Annotated in this window: 25 protein-coding genes and 1 tRNA gene; 18 read left to right on the top strand and 8 right to left on the bottom strand. The window is 60.5% G+C overall.

From position 1 onward, the window contains the following. The first annotated feature begins 8 nt into the window (after positions 1–8). From H2515_RS00865 to H2515_RS00845, 5 genes are all read left to right on the top strand, one after another. The gene (locus H2515_RS00865) at positions 9–326 is read left to right on the top strand and encodes a (2Fe-2S) ferredoxin domain-containing protein (RefSeq protein ID WP_035194739.1); all 318 of its coding nucleotides are present in this window, start codon (positions 9–11) and stop codon (positions 324–326) included. Continuing rightward, on the top strand, positions 326–1,054 hold the full coding sequence (locus H2515_RS00860) for an alpha/beta hydrolase (protein WP_198660673.1): 729 nt from the start codon (positions 326–328) through the stop codon (positions 1,052–1,054). The genes H2515_RS00865 and H2515_RS00860 overlap by 1 nt, the downstream gene beginning before the upstream one ends. Further along, the gene (locus tag H2515_RS00855; protein WP_232821483.1) at positions 1,023–1,964 is read left to right on the top strand and encodes an ATP-binding cassette domain-containing protein; all 942 of its coding nucleotides are present in this window, start codon (positions 1,023–1,025) and stop codon (positions 1,962–1,964) included. Before H2515_RS00860 ends, H2515_RS00855 begins: the two co-directional genes overlap by 32 nt. Continuing rightward, the gene (locus H2515_RS00850) at positions 1,964–2,740 is read left to right on the top strand and encodes an ABC transporter permease (protein ID WP_198660672.1); all 777 of its coding nucleotides are present in this window, start codon (positions 1,964–1,966) and stop codon (positions 2,738–2,740) included. The genes H2515_RS00855 and H2515_RS00850 overlap by 1 nt, the downstream gene beginning before the upstream one ends. Before the next feature lie 71 nt (positions 2,741–2,811). Continuing rightward, positions 2,812–2,888: transfer RNA gene (locus tag H2515_RS00845), tRNA-Met, on the top strand. Between the two features lie 4 nt (positions 2,889–2,892). On the opposite strand, the gene H2515_RS00840 is transcribed toward H2515_RS00845, so the two are convergent. Beyond that, positions 2,893–3,069, bottom strand: coding sequence for a virulence RhuM family protein (locus H2515_RS00840; protein WP_198660671.1), 177 nt, complete (start codon positions 3,067–3,069; stop codon positions 2,893–2,895). 28 nt (positions 3,070–3,097) lie between these two features. Here H2515_RS00840 and H2515_RS00835 point away from each other — a divergent pair, with 28 nt between their 5' ends. Genes H2515_RS00835 through H2515_RS00825 form a run of 3 tightly spaced genes read left to right on the top strand, consistent with a single transcriptional unit; the run spans position 3,098 to position 5,841 of the window. Beyond that, positions 3,098–4,225: an ADP-ribosylglycohydrolase family protein gene (locus H2515_RS00835; RefSeq protein WP_232821482.1), complete on the top strand. Its 1,128-nt coding sequence runs from the start codon at positions 3,098–3,100 to the stop codon at positions 4,223–4,225. A gap of 33 nt (positions 4,226–4,258) precedes the next feature. Continuing rightward, a complete protein-coding gene (locus tag H2515_RS00830; protein WP_014027668.1) occupies positions 4,259–5,629 on the top strand; it encodes an NRAMP family divalent metal transporter in 1,371 nt (456 codons plus the stop codon). A gap of 11 nt (positions 5,630–5,640) precedes the next feature. Then, positions 5,641–5,841, top strand: coding sequence for a hypothetical protein (locus H2515_RS00825; protein WP_035194728.1), 201 nt, complete (start codon positions 5,641–5,643; stop codon positions 5,839–5,841). 109 nt (positions 5,842–5,950) lie between these two features. On the opposite strand, the gene mnmE is transcribed toward H2515_RS00825, so the two are convergent. From mnmE to ettA, 6 genes are all read right to left on the bottom strand, one after another. Then, entirely contained in the window at positions 5,951–7,306 is a 1,356-nt protein-coding gene (mnmE, locus tag H2515_RS00820) for a tRNA uridine-5-carboxymethylaminomethyl(34) synthesis GTPase MnmE (protein WP_065414183.1), read from the bottom strand. A 28-nt stretch (positions 7,307–7,334) separates the two neighbouring features. Next, on the bottom strand, positions 7,335–8,939 hold the full coding sequence (gene yidC / locus H2515_RS00815; RefSeq protein WP_198660670.1) for a membrane protein insertase YidC: 1,605 nt from the start codon (positions 8,937–8,939) through the stop codon (positions 7,335–7,337). A gap of 15 nt (positions 8,940–8,954) precedes the next feature. After that, positions 8,955–9,170, bottom strand: a complete 216-nt coding sequence (gene yidD / locus H2515_RS00810; protein WP_014027664.1) for a membrane protein insertion efficiency factor YidD — start codon at positions 9,168–9,170, stop codon at positions 8,955–8,957. Beyond that, positions 9,167–9,517 (bottom strand): ribonuclease P protein component, encoded by a 351-nt coding sequence (gene rnpA, locus H2515_RS00805; protein ID WP_014027663.1) that lies wholly within the window; start codon positions 9,515–9,517, stop codon positions 9,167–9,169. The genes yidD and rnpA overlap by 4 nt, the downstream gene beginning before the upstream one ends. 3 nt (positions 9,518–9,520) lie before the next feature. Next, positions 9,521–9,655 (bottom strand): 50S ribosomal protein L34, encoded by a 135-nt coding sequence (gene rpmH / locus H2515_RS00800; protein WP_009560916.1) that lies wholly within the window; start codon positions 9,653–9,655, stop codon positions 9,521–9,523. A gap of 150 nt (positions 9,656–9,805) precedes the next feature. Beyond that, positions 9,806–11,473, bottom strand: a complete 1,668-nt coding sequence (gene ettA / locus H2515_RS00795; protein WP_014027662.1) for an energy-dependent translational throttle protein EttA — start codon at positions 11,471–11,473, stop codon at positions 9,806–9,808. Between the two features lie 432 nt (positions 11,474–11,905). Here ettA and H2515_RS00790 point away from each other — a divergent pair, with 432 nt between their 5' ends. Further along, positions 11,906–12,226: a DUF202 domain-containing protein gene (locus H2515_RS00790; protein ID WP_232821641.1), complete on the top strand. Its 321-nt coding sequence runs from the start codon at positions 11,906–11,908 to the stop codon at positions 12,224–12,226. A 27-nt stretch (positions 12,227–12,253) separates the two neighbouring features. Here the strand turns inward: H2515_RS00790 and H2515_RS00785 are convergent, their stop codons facing one another. Further along, on the bottom strand, positions 12,254–12,910 hold the full coding sequence (locus tag H2515_RS00785; RefSeq protein ID WP_014027660.1) for a MarC family protein: 657 nt from the start codon (positions 12,908–12,910) through the stop codon (positions 12,254–12,256). A 110-nt stretch (positions 12,911–13,020) separates the two neighbouring features. Here H2515_RS00785 and H2515_RS00780 point away from each other — a divergent pair, with 110 nt between their 5' ends. The 9 genes from H2515_RS00780 to ybgC all read left to right on the top strand — a co-directional run bounded on the left by H2515_RS00780 (position 13,021) and on the right by ybgC (position 20,454). Continuing rightward, the gene (locus H2515_RS00780) at positions 13,021–13,281 is read left to right on the top strand and encodes an FmdB family zinc ribbon protein (RefSeq protein WP_014027659.1); all 261 of its coding nucleotides are present in this window, start codon (positions 13,021–13,023) and stop codon (positions 13,279–13,281) included. A gap of 83 nt (positions 13,282–13,364) precedes the next feature. Then, positions 13,365–15,155, top strand: coding sequence for an aspartate--tRNA ligase (aspS, locus tag H2515_RS00775; RefSeq protein WP_198660668.1), 1,791 nt, complete (start codon positions 13,365–13,367; stop codon positions 15,153–15,155). 85 nt (positions 15,156–15,240) lie between these two features. Then, positions 15,241–16,338: a quinolinate synthase NadA gene (nadA, locus tag H2515_RS00770; RefSeq protein WP_035194715.1), complete on the top strand. Its 1,098-nt coding sequence runs from the start codon at positions 15,241–15,243 to the stop codon at positions 16,336–16,338. Positions 16,339–16,346: 8 nt separating this feature from the next. Then, positions 16,347–16,958 carry a lysophospholipid acyltransferase family protein gene (locus H2515_RS00765; RefSeq protein WP_071182749.1) on the top strand — a complete coding sequence of 204 codons (612 nt, stop codon included), beginning with the start codon at positions 16,347–16,349 and terminating at the stop codon, positions 16,956–16,958. Between the two features lie 74 nt (positions 16,959–17,032). Then, a complete protein-coding gene (locus tag H2515_RS00760; RefSeq protein ID WP_014027655.1) occupies positions 17,033–17,785 on the top strand; it encodes a YebC/PmpR family DNA-binding transcriptional regulator in 753 nt (250 codons plus the stop codon). Further along, positions 17,730–18,365, top strand: coding sequence for a crossover junction endodeoxyribonuclease RuvC (gene ruvC, locus H2515_RS00755; RefSeq protein WP_232821481.1), 636 nt, complete (start codon positions 17,730–17,732; stop codon positions 18,363–18,365). The genes H2515_RS00760 and ruvC overlap by 56 nt, the downstream gene beginning before the upstream one ends. Before the next feature lie 30 nt (positions 18,366–18,395). Continuing rightward, positions 18,396–18,977: a Holliday junction branch migration protein RuvA gene (gene ruvA, locus H2515_RS00750; protein ID WP_014027653.1), complete on the top strand. Its 582-nt coding sequence runs from the start codon at positions 18,396–18,398 to the stop codon at positions 18,975–18,977. Between the two features lie 39 nt (positions 18,978–19,016). Beyond that, positions 19,017–20,042, top strand: a complete 1,026-nt coding sequence (gene ruvB, locus H2515_RS00745) for a Holliday junction branch migration DNA helicase RuvB (protein ID WP_172804436.1) — start codon at positions 19,017–19,019, stop codon at positions 20,040–20,042. Next, positions 20,032–20,454, top strand: coding sequence for a tol-pal system-associated acyl-CoA thioesterase (gene ybgC / locus H2515_RS00740; RefSeq protein ID WP_065414189.1), 423 nt, complete (start codon positions 20,032–20,034; stop codon positions 20,452–20,454). The genes ruvB and ybgC overlap by 11 nt, the downstream gene beginning before the upstream one ends. Positions 20,455–20,460 lie beyond the last annotated feature (6 nt).

Raw genomic sequence — 20,460 nt, 5'->3', positions numbered from 1 at the left:
CAACGCTTATGGAAGATGCTTTTTATCAACGGCATATGTTTCTTTGCCTGAATCAGCGCGACAATGGCGAGCAGGCCTGCAATAACAGCGGCCTCGCCGAAGAGATGTTTCACGAGGCCAAGAAGCACGCCAAAGCCCTCGGCATCCATGGCGAAAGCCAGGTTCGCGTGAACCGTTGCGGTTGTCTGGGACGGTGTAGCGAGGGGCCGGTTGCCGTCGTTTACCCCGATGCCGTCTGGTACACCTATGTAGACGCCGACGATGTGCGTGAAATCGTCGACTCCCACCTGCGCAACGGCGTACCCGTCGAAAGGCTGCGAATCTGATGCTACCCATTGATCGCCGGCATCTTTACGATGGGGGCGAACTCGCTGGCCTGGAATGTGTAGGCCAGCACGTTACCATTCCGGGCCCGGCGGGTATGCTCGAGGGTATCACGGCGTGCCCCGATAAGGAGACGCGCGGCGCGGTAGCGGTCATCCTCCATCCGCATCCGCTTTATGGCGGCACCTTGAACAACAAGGTTGTGTATTGTCTGAGTCAAACCTGCAATCAATTGGGCATCCCCTCGCTGCGTTTCAATTTTCGCGGCGTGGGAGAGAGTACCGGCGTCTATGATGATGGTCGGGGCGAAACCGAAGATTGTCTGGCGGTGCTCGACTGGGTACAAGAGCGCCGCCCCGGCTTCGATATCTGGCTGGCCGGATTCTCCTTCGGAGCCTATGTGGCCTATCGCAGCGTGCGCCGCCATCCCCGTATCAGCCATCTTCTGACCGTTGCCCCGCCCGTTAATCTCTTTGATTTCGGTTCATTGCCGACCCCGGCCTGTTCGTGGACCCTGATTCAAGGCGAACTGGACGAACTGGTCCCCGCCGCCGGCGTGGCAAACTGGGTCGATACCCTGCCCGTTCAGCCCCGGAAGATTTTGCTGCCCGCAGACCACTTCTTTCATGGTCAGTTCAACGCCATGCAGGCGGCGCTGTTACAATCCCTCAGTGACGAAGTAACCGAGATAGGAGTCAGTGATCCCTGTCGTGAATCCAGCCTTTCTTGAACTACGGGCGCTGCATAAGCGTTATGGCGAACGCGAGGTGCTGCGCGGGGTAGACTTCGCCGTTGCCGCCGGGGAGTGCTTTGCCCTGGTCGGTCCCAATGGGGCGGGCAAGAGCACCACGGTGCGGGCGATCCAGGGACTGACACCCACCGATGGCGGAGAGATTCGCATCGGTGGTCAGGTGCTCGCAGAAATGGGGCGCGCGGCGCGGGCAGACATGGGGGTGGTGCCGCAAACGGATAACCTGGATCCCGATTTTAGCGTGCAGGAGAACCTCTGGACCTACGGCCGCTACTTCGGCCTGCCGAAGGCGCTGATCCGCCAGCGCAGCGCCGAGTTGCTGGAGTTTATGGCCCTCAGCGGCTATGCCGCGCAACCGATCCATTCGCTGTCCGGCGGCATGCAACGCCGCCTGACCATCGCCCGCGCCCTGATTAACGCCCCCAAATTGCTGCTGCTGGACGAACCCACCACCGGCCTCGACCCCCAGGCCCGTCATCTTATCTGGCAACGTCTGCGCGAGTTACGCCGACAGGGCACGACCTTGCTCCTGACCACGCACTACATGGATGAAGCGGAACGGCTGGCAGATCGGGTCGGGATCATCGACCATGGCCGGATTCTGGCGGAAGACAGCCCGCGCGGTCTGATCGCCACCCATATCCCGGGGGGCGTCGTCGAATTGCGCCGGGTGGACGGTGCACTGCCGGACCCGCAGGATTTGCATCGCCAATGGGTGCGCATCAGTGAGCGCATAGGCGATACCCTGATCTGCTATGGGACGGATCTGAGCCCGCTGCTGGCGCACTTCGCGGAGGATCCGGCCTATCGCTGGTTGCAGCGTCCCGCCAGCCTGGAGGATGTATTTCTGCACCTCACCGGGCGCGATCTGCGGGAGGAGACCGAATAATGCCGATTGGCGAAGTCTTGCCGGGACCAGGTGCGCTGGCCGTCTTGCAGCGCAACTTCGGCGTCTGGCGCAAGCTGCTGGTGCCGAGCATGCTCGGCAACTTTGGCGACCCGCTGCTTTACCTGCTGGCGCTGGGGTATGGTTTGGGGCACTTCGTCGGGCGTATGGACGGGATGCCCTACATTACCTTTATCGCCTCCGGCATTGTCGCCAGCAGCGTGATGAATACGGCCAGCTTCGAAGGGCTTTACTCCGCTTTTACCCGGATGAGCGCTCAACGCACTTACGCGGCCATGCTGGCCACGCCCCTGCGGGTGAGTGACATTCTCGCTGGCGAAGTGCTCTGGTGCGCCGTGAAAGGCCTGATCAGCGCCGTGGCTATCATCATCGTCGCCAGCTTCTTCGGCGCCATACAGGGCCCCTGGGTGCTGCTGGCGTTGCCGGTCATTCTGCTGGCGGGGCTGAGCTTTGGCGCACTGGCGCTGGTCATGACGGCACTGGCGCGCAGTTATGATTTCTTCATGTATTATTTCACCCTGGCGGTGACGCCCATGTTTCTCTTTTGTGGCGTTTTCTATCCCCTCCATTCGCTGCCGCCCCTTGCCCAGCAAGTCGCGCAGGTGCTACCCCTGACCCATGCGGTGGCGCTGCTGCGACCACTGCTGACCGGGCATCTGCCCCACGAGGTGCTGTACCACGCTGGCGTTTTGCTGTTGTACACCCTGGTGGCCTATGGATTTGCGTGGCGCCTGCTCAGCCGTCGGCTGCTGCGCTGACGATAAATGGACGGCAGTCGCACCGGCGCCCTTGACAGCGACGCAGGTTAACGCTTTAATTTGCGCCTCACGGCGCTTTAGCTCAGCTGGTTAGAGCAGCGGAATCATAATCCGCGTGTCCGGGGTTCGAGTCCCTGAAGCGCCACCATATATCAGCCAGTGATCCGCCCCATTCTGGCAATCATCAGGTGCAAAGCTACTGCTCGGCCAGATTGTTGGGCGCGCAGTTCCTCCTCGCTCAGGTAGATCTTCGCAACACCCATATCGGATTTTAGGGTATCTGTGCCTTTCCAAGTCGTCAGGCCCATGTTCTGCACCGGATATCCCATGAACCCGCCTGGCGAGAGGAGGTGAAGCATGCAACGCGTAGCGGGTGCCGTGATGGGCGCCCTGATTGGTGATGCACTGGCTTTGGGATGTCACTGGTACTACGACCTTGCCGAGCTGCGGCGGGAATGTGGTCCCTGGATTACCGATTATCTCACGCCGCGCTCCGGCCGTTATCACAGTGGCCTGCTTGCCGGCGACATCTCGCAAACCGGATTGCTGCTGGTCATGCAGATGGAGTCCTTGGTCCACTGCGCGGGTTACGTGGAGAAAGATTTCACCCAGCGGCTGGATACGGAGCTGTTCCCACACCTGGACGGCACGCCCATGCAGGGGCCGGGGGGCTACACCAATCAATCCATTCGGGAGGCCTGGCGTAAGCGCGTGCCAGAGCATCACCCATGGGGAGAATGCGCCGGGGACGCGGACACGACGGAGGGTGCCGAGCGCGCCATTGCCATCGCTGCCTTTTATGCCCTGCGGCCGAAAAAAATGGCGGAGGCGGTGTGTAGCAACATTGCCCTGACCCAGCGCGATCCGGCCATCGTCGCCATGAGCGTCGCCTTCAGCGCCGTTCTGGCCCAGTTGGTCTCTGGCGCTGCGTTGACGCCGCAGATAGGCGCCACGCTCATGGCGCAGGTGCGCAGCGGAGCACTGCCATTCCACACGGTTACCCAAGGCCACTTGCAGCCACCGCCGCAGGGCGCCGAAAGGACGCAGGCAGGCCGGTTTACGTCACCCGACGCCCTGCTCACGGCCGGATACGCAGCGCTGGCCGCCGCAGATCCCGACATCGTCATTGAACCCGCCTGGAAGGTGAGTCTGGTTTACGGCATGCCCTGTGCCATTTACCACCAACTGCCTGCGGCTTACTACCTGGCCAGTCGTTTCCGGGAAGATTATGAATCAGCCGTACTGCACGCCATCAACGGGGGCGGACAAAATATGTCCCGCGCGATGTTGACGGGTGCGCTCGTGGGCGCCCAGGTGGGTCTGGAGGGAATTCCCCGTCGTTTCATCACCGGGTTGCGTGACGCCCAGCGCTATCTGGCGCTGGCGGCGGAACTGGAGCAATCGGCGGCCAGACTGGTGACCCGCACCGCAGCGACCGGGCCTCTGCGACAAGCCGAAGCTCAACCGGTTAAGCCAAATCATTGAGCTGTCTTGCGCATGCCAATCAGGAGGGAATTGATGTCGGCCACACCCGAACTGCACGCCAGGCCCAGCGAAGCGGATGTGTTGCAGCGATTACCCGAGGAGGTGCGGGAGCGCATCCAGGATCGCTGGCGGATTTATCAGCTCCGCCATCATCCCTCCTGGTGGCGGCGACTACTGCTGTTTCTGAGTCTGATCGGGCCCGGCATCCTGGTGATGATCGCTGACAACGATGCCGGCGGCGTCATCACCTACGCCCAGACAGGGGCAATGTACGGTATCGGTTTTTTTATCCCCTTCCTGTTGCTCATGATTCCGGTGGCCTATGTGGTGCAGGAAATGACCGTGCGCCTTGGCGCAGTGACGCATCGCGGTCATGCCGAAATGATCTGGGGGCGTTATGGCGCTTTTTGGGGGGTGTTTTCTCTGCTGGATCTGACGGTAGCGAACATTCTGACGCTGGTGACGGAGTTTATCGGTATCCGTGTGGGCATGAGCGTGTTCTCCGTGCCGCCGGCCCTTTCGGTCATGCTGGCCTGGATATTTGTCGCCGCGACCATGATTTTTTTGCATTACCATACCTGGGAGCGGCTGGCGTTGTGGATCGCCGCAGGCAATATCGTTTTTGTGCCCCTGGCTATCGCGGCGCATCCCGACTGGGGCCAGGTTATTGCGGCGGTAGGCAACTGGCACATCCCGGTGGGGACTGCAGTGGGTGCCTTTACCTATGTTGTACTCGCCAACCTCGGAACGACGATCGCTCCGTGGATGCTTTTTTTTCAGCAATCTTCGGTGGTGGATAAGGGACTGACGGTCAACGACATCCCCAGCGGCCAAGCCGATACCGCCTTCGGAAGCCTTTCCATGGGGATCATCGCCATTGCCATCGTCATCTTGACGGGCACCCTGGCGTATGGGCACGTCCATACCGCCCAGTTTAACATCCACGCGATCCTCCACCTGTTACGGCAGAGCAGCCTCGGCAGCGTCGGAACCGCGCTGTTCGCTCTGGGCCTCGTCGAGTCCGGGCTGATTGCGGCCATTGCCATTACGGCGAGCACTTCCTGGGCGGTGGGCGAGGCCCTCAAGCTTCCCCGGAGTCTGAATCTTAAACCGCAACGGGCCTTGCCCTTTTATCTGTCCGGCATTTTGAGCGCCGGAATGGCCGCTCTGGTGGTGCTGATTCCCCACATCCCCCTGGGGTTTTTGAACCTGACCGTGCAGGTGATCGCTTCCATATTCATGCCGGCGGCCATGCTATTTCTGCTCATGCTGCTCAATGATCGCGAGATCATGGGAAGCTACGTGAATCGGCGCTGGCAGAATTATTCAGCTTTCGCCATCGTTGCTTTCCTCATCCTCGCCGATGCCATTTACGGCTATACCGTCGTCTTCCCATCCGCCTGAGGAAGTGTTACATGCATCCCAAAGAAGACTTTCGTTCCGAGGCGACCCCGGAATTTCTGGCGTTTCTGGAAGAAGAGATCCATCAGGAACCCAGGCCCCTGACCCGCGCACCGATTCGGGGAGGTATTCAGATAGCCTTCTGGGGCTTGCGTATCTACATCGTGACCATGCTGATCATGGTGGCCATCGGTTTTGCACACGGTATACATTGACCGCCCATCTCTTCCTCTCGCTGACAGCGGTCAAGGCGCGGACATAACCAGCCGCCGTGCGGAAGGCCAGAGCCCCACCAGGATGGCAGGATCTTTTCGCTAGTCCGCCTCACTTCCCGATGCAAAAGTGCGAAAAAATCTCGCCGAGAATATCTTCTACATCAATATGGCCGGTGATACTAGCCAATGCCACAGCGGCTTCACGCAGCGACTGCGCGACCAGTTCGGGGGAGTCTCCCAGGCGATGTATATCGCACGCGGCGTGAATGTCCTGCAGGCAATGCTCCAGCGCCTCGACATGGCGGCGGCGGGCGCTGAAAGGACAACTGTCGCCCTGCACGCCGAGGGCTTCAATCAAGCTGCGGCGCAAAGTATCGAGACCGGCGCCAGTTTGCGCAGAGAGGGCGATGCCCTGCTCACCGACGGGGGCGAGGGGCGGGGCAGAAACCAGATCCAGCTTGTTCCAGAGGATCAGGCGCGGTCCTTCCGGCAGGTCACGCAGGATGGCTTCGTCCTCCGCCTGCCATCCCGTGCTCGCATCGGCCACCAGCAGGATCAGTTGCGCACTGTGCAGTACGTTGCGGGCACGGGCGATGCCTTCCGCCTCCACGGCATCCGTGGCCGCGCGCAATCCGGCGGTGTCGATAAGCTCCACCGGCAGGCCGTCGAGGACGATTTCTTCGCGGAGCAGATCGCGGGTGGTGCCGGGGATGGCGGTGACGATGGCCGATTCGCGGCGGGCGAGGGCGTTCATCAGGCTGGATTTGCCGACGTTGGGTCGTCCGGCAAGCACCACCCGACCGCCGCGGGCGAGTCGGGCGCCTTGTTGTGCTTGCCTGAGCAGATGGGCGATCTGGCCTTCCAGCCGCATCAGGCCATCGGCGATGGCCTGTTCGTGGGCATCGCCGAGGTCTTCTTCACTGAAATCCAGTCCGGCCTCGGCGAGGGCGAGGAGTTGCAGGAGCTGGCCATGGATGCCATCGACCGCCTGCGAGAAGGCACCCTCCAGGCTCGCCGCTGCGGCGCGTACCTGGGCGTCGCTGCGGGCATGGATGAGGTCGGCAACCGCTTCGGCCTGGGCAAGATCAAGACGACCATTGAGAAAGGCCCGCTCACTGAACTCGCCGGCACGCGCCGTCCGCGCGCCCAGAGCGATGGCCTCGCTGAGCAGGCTGGCGAGGGCCAGCGGGCTGCCATGGCCCTGCAATTCCACGACAGTTTCGCCGGTATAGCTGTGGGGGGCGGGAAAATAGAGGGCAATGCCATGATCAATCACGCTGCGGTCGCGGGCGTGAAAGCGGCGAAAATGGGCATGCCTGGGCATCAGTGCTTTTACTTTTGCTCCACCGCAGAGCGTCGTCGCGATGGCCAGGGCCTGTGGCCCAGAGAGGCGCAGAATACCGACGCCGCCCTCTCCCGGCGGCGTGGCAATCGCCACAATGGTGTCTCCCTGCTGATAGGCCAAGGCTTTAACTCAACACGAAGGCCCCACCCTAGTCCTTGGTCGCCATGATATGGCGGGTGATCAGGTACTGCTGGCCGATGGAGACCACGTTGTTGGTCAGCCAGTACAGTACCAGACCCGCCGGGAAGAAGGAGAAGAATACCGCGAAAATCACCGGCAGTGCCGACATGATGCGCTTCTGCATGGGGTCCACCGGCGCTGGATTGAGGCGCTGCTGGAAGAACATGGATACGCCCATGAGCAGGGGCAGGATGTAGTAAGGATCGGGTATGGCCAGATCATGAATCCAGAGGATAAAGGGCGCCTGCCGCAGCGAAACGCTCTCCACCAGCACCCAGTACAGGGCGATGAAAAAAGGCATCTGCAATACAATGGGCAAACAGCCCGCCATAGGGTTGACCTTCTCGCTGCGGTACAGCTCCATCATGGCTGCGCCTAGCTTCTGGCGGTCATCCCCGACCTCCTTCTTCAGTTTCTCCAGCTTGGGCTGCAACTTGCGCATATTGGCCATGGAGCGGTAACTGATGGCTGAAGGGTAGAAGAAGATGAACTTGACCACGATGACCAGCAGGATAATCGCCAGACCCCAGTTGCCGACCAGTCCATGGAACCAGGTCAGCACCACATGCATGGGCTCGGCGATGATGGCGAACCAGCCGTAGTCCACGGTCTGCTCCAGGCCGTTACCCATGGCGACCAGGGTTTGCTGCTGCTTCGGCCCGAGGAAGAGCTGCTGGGTGATGGTGGTGCTCTGGCCCGGTGCCAGGGTCGGCAGCAGGGTGCTCACTCCGGCGACATAATTGGTACCCGATGGACGGGTATAAACCTGGGATTGTGCCTGTTGGGCAGGCACAATGGCCGTGAGGAAGTAGTGATCCATCATCCCCGCCCAGCCGGGGCCGGACTTCAACTCCGGATGATCGTGGATATCTCCGAAACTCACTTCGCTGAAGTTGCCCTGGTGCATGAGCACCGCGCCGGTGAAAATCGACATAAACATGTGACTTTCAGCGCGGTCATTGCGCAGGATCTGGTCAAAATAGCTGCCATTCCACGCCGTGGACCCGCTATTGGTGATGGTGATGTGTTCGTCCACCACATAGCTGTCGGGCTGAAATATCCATGTTTTTTCGACGCTCAGGGGGCCGGCTTTGCCGATGAGGGTGATAGGCTGGCCGTCGGCCCGCCGAACGGCAGGAACGGCAAACTGGGCAACCAGAGTCTGTCCATCGCTGCTGACGAAGCCGCTCTGCTGCACAGTGAGCTTGGCTGCCGCCCTGTCGAGGATGGGATAGGGTGCAGGATTATCCACCGCCTGCGGATAACGACGCAGGCCGAGCTGTTGAATATCGCCGCCATTCAGGCCGATCTGGCCAGTGAACACCTGCGTCTGGAAAGACACCGTAGGCCCAGTCGCCAACTGAAGACCGGTGCTGACCGGCGCAACCATCGGTCCAGTCACTACCGCCGCTGAGGTAGCCCCAGCGGATGTTGGCGTGCTGGGGGTCGTGACACTTTGGCGGACGGCAGTCGGCGTAACCGGTTTCGGCGCATTCTGCTCCTGCCAGGCCTGAAACAGCAGGAAGACGACTACGGCAAGTGCAACAGCGAGGATGGTCTTCTGATTATCCATGAGGCCCCAAGGCGTTTAAGGAACGGGATCGACACCACCGGAGTGCCAGGGATGGCAACGGCTGATGCGTTTGATGCCTAGCCAGGAACCTTTGGCGATGCCATAGCGTTCAATGGCCTGACAGGCATATTCGGAGCAGGTCGGGTAAAAACGGCAGCGCGGTCCGAACATAGGGCTGATGACATACTGGTAGCCGCGCACGACAACGACGGCCACGTGCCGCACACTCATGCCCTCTCCAGCGTCTGTTGGAAGTAGGCACCCATGGCCCGCATGCTGAGTTGCCGGGCACCCGCGCGCGCTACAACCAACACATCCCGCCCCTGCGTGCGCGTTGGCTGCTGCCGAAAGGCTTCGCGCAAGCGTCGCTTGATACGGTTGCGGACCACGGCATTGCCCACCTTGCGACTCACTGCCAAACCCAGACGGGGGTGCGGCAGTTCATTACGCAGGGCGTAGATCACCAATTCTGGGAAGACCTTCTTGCGTCCCTGCTTGAGGGTGCGCTGGATGGCCGCCTTCTGGCGGAGGCGATCCTCGCGGGTAAAACGATGAGGATGCACCGGCGCCGGGTTCATGACTTACGGGCAGAGACGCTGACGGCCCTTGGCACGGCGCCGCTTGAGTACAAGGCGACCGGATTTGGTGGCCATGCGGGCACGGAAACCGTGGGTCCGCTTACGATGAACAACGCTGGGCTGAAAAGTACGCTTCATGAGACACTTCCTGCGGATAATTCTTAAGGGCTGAGAAGATAAGGAGATGCTGCACGAAAGTCAAGGCACCGGGCCGCATTTTCGGGACCCGGCAGCCCGTATCTTCAGAGGATACGGGGCAGACGGCCGTCGGCAGCGAGGCAAAAAACCCTAACGCACAATCGGCTTATACCGCAAGCGATGGGGCCTGGCGCCCTCCTCACCCAAGCGGCGTTTTTTGTCTGCCTCATATTCATGGTAGTTGCCCGCAAAGAACTCCACATGGGCATCGCCTTCAAAGGCGATGATATGGGTCGCGATACGATCCAGAAACCAGCGGTCATGGGAGATGACCATGATGCTGCCCGCGAACTCCAGCAAGGCGTCTTCCAGCGCACGCAGGGTTTCCACATCGAGGTCGTTGGAGGGTTCATCGAGGAGCAGGACGTTGCCGCCAGCGATGAGGGTTTTAGCCAGATGCAGGCGGCCACGCTCACCGCCCGACAGCTGTCCCACCAGTTTTTGCTGGTCGGCGCCTTTGAAGTTGAAGCGGCCGCAATAGGCACGGGATTGGATCTCAAATTTACCGACCGTGAGAATGTCCAGCCCACCGGAGATCTCTTCCCAGACATTGTTCCCAGCGGCGAGGGCATCACGGGACTGATCGACATAGGCCAGTTTGACCGTGGAGCCAAGGGTGACGGCGCCGCTATCCGGCGTCTCCTGACCCACAATCATGCGGAAAAACGTGGACTTGCCAGCACCATTGGGGCCGATAACGCCGACAATAGCGCCCGGCGGCACTTTGAAGCTGAGGTTTTCAAACAGCAACTTATCGCCGAAGCCCTTGGTCACATCATGAAATTCCATCACCTCGTTGCCGAGACGCTCCGCCACCGGGATGAAAATTTCCTGAGTTTCATTGCGGGTCTGATATTCGTAAGAACTCAATTCTTCAAAGCGGGCCATACGGGCCTTACTTTTGCTCTGCCCACCTTTAGCGTTCTGCCGCACCCATTCCAGCTCGTGTTGCATGGCTTTGAGGCGCGAGACCTCGGTGCGGGCCTCCTGTTCCAGGCGCTTTTCCTTCTGCTCCAGCCAGGCGGAGTAATTGCCCTTGTAAGGGAAGCCGCGGCCGCGATCCAGTTCCAGAATCCACTCGGCGGCATTATCAAGAAAGTAACGGTCATGGGTAACGGCAACTACGGTACCGGAGAAGCGTTGCAAATACTGCTCCAGCCAGTCTACGGATTCGGCATCCAGATGGTTGGTAGGCTCGTCGAGGAGGAGCATGTCGGGACGGCTGATGAGCAGGCGGCAGAGCGCAATACGGCGCTTTTCACCACCGGACAAGGGGCCGACCAAAGCGTCCCAGGGGGCGAGACGCAGGGCGTCGGCGGCCACTTCCATCTGTTGCTCGGCCTGATGGCCATCACTGGCGGCGACAATAGCTTCCAGACGTGCCTGCTCGGCGGCGAGAACGTCAAAGTCCGCATCAGGCTCGGCGTAGGCGGCATAGACCGCTTCCAGCTCCTGTTGCGCGCCGAGGATCTCACCGAGACCCTCCTCCACCACCTGGCGCACCGTTTTATTCGGATCGACCTGCGGCTCCTGCGACAGATAACCAATTTTGAGACCGGGCATGGGCAGCGCTTCGCCTTCAAAATCCTTGTCGACACCCGCCATGATCTTTATCAGGGTGGACTTGCCGGCACCATTCATGCCGAGTACGCCAATCTTGGCGCCGGGGAAGAAGGACAGGGAGATATCCTTGAGCAGGGCGCGCTTGGGCGGCACGATCTTGCTGAGGTGATTCATCGTAAAAACGTATTGCGCCATGCCGTGTTTTCCATCCAGAGAGTGGGTTTAGACCGCCAAGGGGCGGAGTTGTCCTAGTGTAGCGCAAATGGCAGGCCGATTCTCGAACAGCTGACACTGCCGGCGCAGCGCCAGCAAGAAAGGCAGAGAAAGTAAAGTATGCCATACCCGCCAACCGGCATTGTGGTCGTGTCCTGCCGATTTGCCGGAGCATATACGCCATTCGTGTGACCCATTTCCCAAGAATTAAGCCGCATACTCTGTGCCATTCTTTTTTGGCTTTTTTGGGGTCCCGATTAAATATAATGAAGCCCATATTAAATGGCAGACACTTTATCCGGCATAGCTGCTTGCCGTATTCTTAACTGGTCGGAGTGGGCTGAGCTGCGGAAAGGTGAAGTCCAGAAGGTGCCTGTGCACCGTGTAAATGAAGGATGACTGAATTTGAACAACATGCCTTACAACAAGTTTAACCCGCGCGAATTTATTCTGCGGGACTGGCTGGCCCTGGACAGGACCGTATTGGCCAATGAACGGACGTTTCTGGCGTACACCCGGACGTCATTGACCCTGGTTCTTGCCGGCCTGACTTTTATCCGTTTTTTTGGTCCCGACATCTGGTCCACCATCGGCTACATCTCCCTGATTTCGGGTACCACCCTCTGGGTGACCGGCGTCAAGCGCTATCTGCACATACTGGGGCATTACCGCGCCATGATTGTTGCGGAAAACAAGGCACTGAACGACAACAAAGGCAGTGCCGTCACGCCCTGAGATTCCCACACCCGGATGGCATCGCGCTCAGGAAGTGCCGATGTGTACCAACCCAGGGAATAAGGCCGCCAGGCCATTGGCGATAAAGGTCACGGCAATAGCCGCGAGCACCAGCCCGAAGATGCGGGTAGAAATATTGATGCCGGTCACCCCCAGTCGGCGTGACAGGGGCTCCGCCAGGCGCAGCGCCGCATAGGCTACCCCGGCAATCAGCACTATATCGACGATCAGCAGGCCGCTGGCCAGCCACGACGCATTTTTGTGATGGGCAATAATCACGGTGATCATGGTACCCGGACCCGCCAGCAACGGAATCGCCAAGGGTACGACGGCAACCGCCTCTTTCTGCATCCCCTCGGCAGCTTCCTCCGGGGTATGCCGATAGCGGCTGGACTTGGCCTGCAACATGTTAAAAGCCAGCATCATCAGCACCATGCCGCCAGCCACCTGAAAAGCGGCGATGCTGATCCCGAAGAATTTCAGCATATATTCACCGAGAAAGGCAGACGTCAGCAGCACGACGGCTACCGCACGGGATGTCAGCTTGGCCGTAGCGATCTGCTGTTGCGCATCTTCGTCGCCGGTCAGGGCAATGAAAATCGGAATAGCGCCAATGGGGTTAAGAATGGCGAGTAGTGCGATGAGCGTCTGCAATGCGCTGTGCAGTTCAGTAGCGATGGGCATCCGCGCCCCCCTTATCGGGTCGGTCCCAATGTAAGGCCCTTGAAAATTGCGGCGTGAAGACGTATTTAATAGGCATCTTTGAAGTTACAACCCAATACGGAGTCGATACGATGCCAACTTACGAGTATGTATGCAAGGACTGCGGGCACCATCTGAGCGCCGAGCAGCGCATGAGTGATCCCCGTCTGACCGACTGCCCCCACTGCGGCAAAGCGGGACTGGAGCGGCAACTCAGCGCCGGCGGCTTCGCCCTGAAGGGTTCTGGCTGGTACCAGACCGATTTCAAGGGGGGCGGCAACAAAGCCAGTGAGAGCAAACCGGAAGCCGCCGCTGCGCCGTCCTGTCCCGCTGGGGGCTGCGCCTGTCATTGACGTAGCGCGCGCGGCAAGGCTAGATTGTGCGCGGGCCTCCCGGTCGGGTGGCCCTTTTCTTGTTGATTCATACGGGATGTAGCATGCGGACACACTATTGTAACGGCATTCACGAAAGCTTGATTGGCCAAACCGTCACCCTCTGCGGCTGGGCGCAACGGCGGCGCGATCACGGCGGCGTCATTTTTATTGATCTGCGGGATCGCGAAGGCTTGGTCCAGGTCGTCGCCGATCCGGACCAGGTGGACGCCTTCGCGGCCGCCAATGAGTGCCGCAGTGAATTCGTGTTGCAGGTGGAAGGTGTGCTGCGCGCCCGTCCCGCGGGCACCGAGAATCCCCACATGCCCAGTGGCAAAGTGGAACTGGCCGCAGCGCGCATCAGCATTCTCAACCGATCCGAGCCGGTCCCTTTCCCGCTGGATGAGGAAGACATCGCCGAGAATCTGCGGCTCAAATACCGCTATCTGGATCTGCGCCGCCCGGAAATGCTGAATCGCTTGCGACTGCGCCACCAGGTGACCCGTTTTGTGCGCAGCTACCTGGATGCCGCTGGCTTTATCGATGTGGAAACACCCGTCCTTACCCGCTCCACCCCCGAAGGCGCCCGTGACTATCTGGTGCCCTCGCGCACCCAGCCGGGACATTTTTTCGCGCTGCCCCAGAGTCCGCAACTCTTCAAACAGCTCCTGATGGTGGCCGGGCTGGACCGTTACTACCAGATCACCAAATGTTTTCGTGACGAAGACTTGCGCGCCGATCGTCAGCCGGAGTTCACCCAGATTGATATCGAGGCCTCCTTTGTCGATGAAGAGGCCGTTATGGGGATTGCCGAGCCCATGATTCGCGGGCTTTTCGCCGAGGTGCTGGGGGTGCAGCTCCCCGACCCCTTCCCGCGCATGACCTACACAGACTCCATGCACCGTTTCGGTGTGGACCGCCCCGACCTGCGCAATCCGCTGGAACTCACCGAACTCACCGATCTCATGGGCGAGGTGGACTTCAAGGTCTTTCGCGAAGCCGCCGCGCGCCCGCGCGGGCGGGTGGCCTGCCTGCGTATTCCGGGCGGTGCCCAGCTCAGCCGGGCGCAGATTGATGTCTACACCCAGTTCGCCGCCATCTACGGGGCCAAGGGCCTGGCCTGGATCAAGGTAAATGCCCTGGATCAGGGTAACGAAGGTCTGCAATCCCCCATCGTCAAGTTCCTGCCGGAAAATGTCTTGCGGGAAATCCTCCGGCGCTGCGGCGCGGCAGCGGGCGACATCCTCTTTTTCGGCGCCGATACGGCCAAAATCGTCAACGAAGCCCTCGGTAATTTGCGTAACCGTCTGGCCACTGATCTGGGTTTGCTGACAGGCGAATGGTGCCCGGTCTGGATCACCGACTTCCCGATGTTCGACTATGACGACAAGGAAGACCGCTGGACGTCCACGCACCATCCCTTTACCGCGCCGCAGACGGAACACCTGGAAACCCTCAGTCAAGATCCCGGTAACGCCCTGGCACGGGCTTACGATCTGGTGCTCAACGGCAATGAGGTGGGCGGCGGCAGTATCCGCATCCATCAGGAGACGATGCAGGAAAAGGTTTTTGCCGCCCTCGGCATTGCTGCGGAAGAGGCGCGGGATAAATTCGGTTTCCTCCTCGACGCCCTGCATTATGGCGCGCCACCCCATGGGGGTCTGGCTTTCGGACTGGACCGGCTGGTCATGCTCCTCTGTGGTGCCGAGACGATCCGTGATGTGATCGCCTTCCCCAAGACGCAAAAGGCCGGTTGCCTGCTCACCGAAGCCCCTGGCACTGTGGCCGACAAGCAGCTTCAGGAGTTGGGCATCCGCCTGCGTCCCGGAATCGGCGCCGACGTACAAAATCCCTGAAAAGGGCACCGCTTGACGGGCAGCAGGCGGCTTCGTAACGTAATCGGATATTTTACACGCGCGATAGCGCCTGAGAGGGTCGGTTATGGGTGTGGAAACGGTGATGATTCAGGGACTCCGGCGTAGCGATGGGTTGGAACTCGATGCGCGGATTCGGCGGGCCAAGGCAGCGCTGGGCAAACGCGCGGTCATCCTCGGCCACCATTATCAGCGCGAGGAAGTCTACCGTCATGCCGACTTTCATGGCGACTCCCTGCAGCTCTCCCGTGCGGCCGCCGAGCAGGAGGCCGAGTTCATCGTCTTCTGCGGCGTTCACTTCATGGCGGAAGTGGCCGACATTCTCAGCCGTCCGGAACAGGCGAGCATCCTGCCCGACCTCAATGCCGGTTGTGCCATGGCCGATATGGCCGATATGCCCCAGGTGCAGCGTGCCTGGGAAGAGCTGGCGACGGTGATCGATGTGGAGCGGGAGGTCACCCCCGTCACCTACGTGAACTCTTCGGCTGCGCTCAAGGCCTTTTGCGGCGTCCACGGCGGCACGGTCTGCACCTCCTCCAATGCCCGCAAAGTGCTCGACTGGTCTTTCCAGCAACGTCCCAAGGCCCTGTTCTTCCCCGATCAGCATCTGGGACGCTGGACCGGGCATCAACTGGGTATTCCGCTGCGCGACATGCCGGTCTGGGACCCCAGCCAACCCCTCGGTGGCCTCACGCCCGAGGAAATCCGCCGTGCCAAAATTCTGCTCTGGAAAGGGCACTGCGCCGTCCACCAGATGTTTCAGCCGGCCCATATCGAACGCTGGCGGCACGAGCACCCGCAGGGACAGGTGATCGCCCATCCGGAAGCGTCTTTTGAAGTCTGTCAGCGCTCCGACGCCGTCGGCTCCACGGACTTCATCCTGCGCACGGTCAAGGCTTCGCCACCCGGCAGTGAATGGCTGGTGGGCACTGAAATCAATCTGGTCACCCGCCTCGCCGAGGAGGTGCGCGCGGAGGGCAAGACGGTGGAGTTCATGTCGCCTATGGTCTGCATGTGTTCCACCATGTTCCGCATTGATCCGGAGCAACTGGCACGCTCGCTGGAAAGTCTCCTTGCCGGTCAGGTCGTCAACCGGATTCAGGTAGACCCCGAGACCGCCGCCCAGGCCCGCCTGGCACTCAAACGCATGCTCGCCGTTTCCTGACGGACACCATGGGGCTATCGTCTACGACGGCCGATCAGGCAACGGAATGGTCCTTTACCCAACGCAGCCTGCATGCCCTGCTTTACGGCTACACCCGCTTTTATCAAGGAGGTCACTGGGAGTCCAGCAGCATTCCCGCAACCGGGCCGGCCATCCTTGCCTGCAACCACGTCTCCGTGCTCGACCCTTTGTTCCTGGTAGCCAGCAACTGCCGGATGATTTCCTTTCTGGTCGCGCGGGAATATTACGACAACGCCTGGACACGCCGCCTGCTGGAGCAGACTTACAGCATCCCCGTACGTCGCGACCGCCGTGACGTGGGTGCCCTCCTGCAGGCGCGCCGGTTATTGGAAGACGGACGCGTGCTGGGCATATTTCCCGAAGGCGGGATCAACCGCGGTCAGACCCAGAAAGGCCTGGCTTGGCTGGTGCGGGAAAGTGCTGCTCCGGTGGTGCCCGCCCATATCAGTGGCGCACGGCAAGGCCGCTCTGACCTCGCCACCTGGCTGCGCCGGCAGCGGCCCCTGCTGCGTTATGGCGTGCCCCTGCATTTTCATCGTGATGCCGATGCCGCCGAAGTGCTTGGCGCCACCATGAGCGCCATCACCACCCTCGCATGACGGCATCCCCGCCTTTGCGGTACCATGGGCGATATTTTGGCAGAATAATCCAGTGATAGAACAGGGAGTACGTTATGTCCGGGCATAGCAAGTGGTCCACCATCAAATTCAAGAAGGCGCTGAAGGACGCCAAGCGCGGCAAGATTTTCACCCGCCTCATCCGCGAAATCACGGTGGCGGCGCGGGCGGGCGGCGGTGATCCAGCCAGCAATTCCCGCTTGCGTCTTGCCCTGGACAAGGCCTACGGGGCCAATATGACCAAAGACACCATCGAGCGGGCGGTCAAACGTGGCACCGGTGAGCTGGAAGGTGTGGATTACGAGGAAGTAACCTACGAGGGCTATGGCCCCGGCGGTGTCGCTATCCTGATCGAGACCATGACCGACAATAAGGTGCGTACCGTCGCTGAAGTGCGCCACATCTTTTCCAAGCGCGGCGGCAATATGGGTACGGCAGGCTCGGTGGCTTACCAGTTTAAAAAGCTTGGCCTGATTATTTTCCCGGCAGATGCTGATGAGGACCGGATTCTGGAAGCGGCCCTGGAAGCAGGTGCTGAAGATGTGGTCAATGAAGGCGAGCGGATCGCCGTTTATACGGCCCCATCGGATCTTCACAGCGTGGTTCTGGCCCTGGAAGCGGCAGGGCTCAAGCCGGAAGAAAGTGAAATGACGATGATTCCGGAGAATACGATCGAGGTCAGCGGTGAGGAGGCGGAGAAATTGCTGCGGCTCATCGATTTCCTCGAAGAAAATGATGACGTGCAGAACGTCTATGCCAACTACGAGATCAGCGACGAGGAAATGGCCCGTCTGGAAGCGGCATCCTGAACCCGCGATGGCGCTTTTGGCGGAGTCTGCGGCCATGCTGAATGCCGGAACGTCGCCGGCACCCCTGCCCAAAGCCGCAGTGCGGATAATCGGTATTGATCCCGGTTCTTTGCGCACCGGCTACGGCATTATTGAGTCTGACGCGTCTGGCCAGCTCCGGCATATCGCCCATGGTTGCCTGAATGTGTCCGGGCAGCCCTTTCTGGAACGCATTGGCGCCATCTATCACGAATTGAAACAGGTTATTGGCGACACTCAGCCGAACGTGGCGGCCATTGAGCAGGTGTTCATGGCGCGCAATGCCGACTCTGCTCTCAAGCTGGGGCAGGCGCGCGGGGCGGCGCTGGTCGCTTTGCTCGAAGCCGGGTTGCCCGTACATGAATACACGGCACTGCAGATCAAAAAAGCCGCCGTCGGTGGTGGCCATGCGGCCAAGGAACAGGTACAGAGCATGGTCCGCTGGCTCCTCAAACTGAGCGAAAACCCGCAGGCCGATGCTGCCGATGCCCTGGCCTGCGCCATTTGTCATGCCCATCATGCCAGCACCCAGCAACGCTGGCAGCTGGCTGCCAGCCGCTGAACCGCGTCACGACCGAAGGGACCACCCGTCATGATCACCTCGCTTACCGGCACTATCTTGCAGCGGCGTCCGCCCTGGCTCTGGCTCAATGTGCAGGGCGTTGGCTATGAACTGGAGATGCCCCTGTCTGGCTTTTATCAGATGCCCGCCGAAGGTGCAGCGCTGACCGTGCATACCCACCTCACCATTCGCGAAGATGCCCATTTACTCTATGGCTTCATGACGGTAGCGGAGCGCGATACGTTTCGCCTGCTGATCCGGGTCAACGGCATCGGTGGCAAGGTGGCGCTGGCCTGCCTTTCCGGTCTGTCTGCGGAGCGGCTCAGTCAGGCCGTGGCCGAAGGTAACACTGCGCAACTCACCGCTATCCCCGGCATCGGCCAGAAAACCGCCGAACGGCTGGTGGTGGAACTGCGTGACAAGATGGGGGGCATCGCGCCGGGACCTGTCGGCAGCACCGCTAGCGGCGACCCCCGTCAGGAAGCCATTGCCGCACTGCTGACTTTAGGTTATAAGCCTGCGCAGGCGAGCCAGGCCATAGCCGGTCTGGCGGAAGGTCTGGGTTTGGAAGACCTTATCCGTCAGTCGCTGCAAAATTTGTCACGTCATTGATTTTTTGGAACCCACCAGCGCGCCAATGGTCAGATCAGAATGATGGATAGAGGCCCTCTCGACCCCCAGGAAGCCCACAATGATGCGGTGGATCACGCCCTGCGTCCGCGGCGGCTGGCGGAGTACCTCGGACAAGCCAAACTGCGTGAATCTCTGGGTCTGTATATTGATGCGGCGAAAGGTCGCAGCGAAGCACTGGATCATGTGCTGCTCTTCGGGCCACCCGGCCTCGGCAAAACCACCCTGGCCCATATCATCGCTCAGGAGATGGGTGCGGGCCTCAAGGTCACTTCTGGCCCGGTGCTCGACAAGCCGGGTGATCTGGCCGCCATCCTCACCAACCTCCAGCCCCACGACGTGCTCTTTGTCGACGAGATTCACCGCCTCAGTCCGGTGGTGGAAGAAATCCTCTACCCGGCGCTGGAAGACTACGAACTCGACATTCTCATCGGCGAAGGACCCGCGGCGCGCTCCATCAAAATCAGCCTGCCACCCTTCACCCTGATTGGTGCCACCACCCGTGCCGGGCTGCTGACCTCGCCGTTAAGAGATCGCTTCGGCATCAGTTTTCATCTGGAATTCTACAGTGACGCCGAATTGACGCAGATCGTCACCCGTTCCGCCCAGATTCTTGGCACGCCGCAAGCCCTGGAGGGTGCGCAGGAGATCGCCCGGCGTGCGCGCGGCACGCCGCGCATCGCCAACCGCCTGCTACGCCGGGTGCGAGATTATGCCCAGGTACGCGGTAATGGCGAAATTGACATGGCGACGGCGCAGGCCGCCCTGACCCTCATGGAGGTGGACCAGCACGGTTTTGATGGTCAGGATCGCAAGTTGCTCCAGGCCGTTATCGCGCGCTTTGCGGGCGGGCCGGTAGGGGTGGAGAGTCTGGCGGCAGCCATTGGCGAGGAGCGCGGCACCATCGAAGATGTGCTGGAACCCTTTCTGATTCAGCGCGGTTATCTGATTCGCACCCCGCGCGGACGCTGCGCGACGGAACTCAGCTATCTCGCCCTCGGCCTGACGGCCCCCAAGGAACCCGGGGGATTTTTCAATGCTGGCTAACGATCCCGTCAGCACTTTCCACGTTCGCGTTTATTATGAAGATACGGATCATGGCGGGGTGGTGTACCATGCCAACTACTTACGCTTCATGGAGCGCGCCCGCACCGAAATGCTGCGCGAACGGGGTTATGAACTGGATGTACTGGAGCAGGATGCAGGAATCATTTTTGCGGTGCGTCGCGCCCGCCTGGACTTCCGCGCTCCGGCCCGTTTCAATGACCTGCTCCGGGTGGAAACCAGCGTCGTGAACAAAAGCCCCGTGCGCATGGGTTTTCATCAAGTCGTTTCGGTTGGGGACAGGATACTCTGTAGCGGAGAGGTGGAAGTGGTCTGCCTCGATGCCGCCGGTTTTCGTCCCCACGTTATTCCTGCGGCATTATTGCAGGCCATTCCTCTTTCTGTTCAGCCGTGAGATTTT

The organism is Acidithiobacillus ferrivorans (assembly GCF_016250455.1).
In the GTDB taxonomy this organism is placed as follows: domain Bacteria; phylum Pseudomonadota; class Gammaproteobacteria; order Acidithiobacillales; family Acidithiobacillaceae; genus Acidithiobacillus; species Acidithiobacillus ferrivorans.
This window is presented reverse-complemented; position numbering and strand designations above follow the sequence as displayed.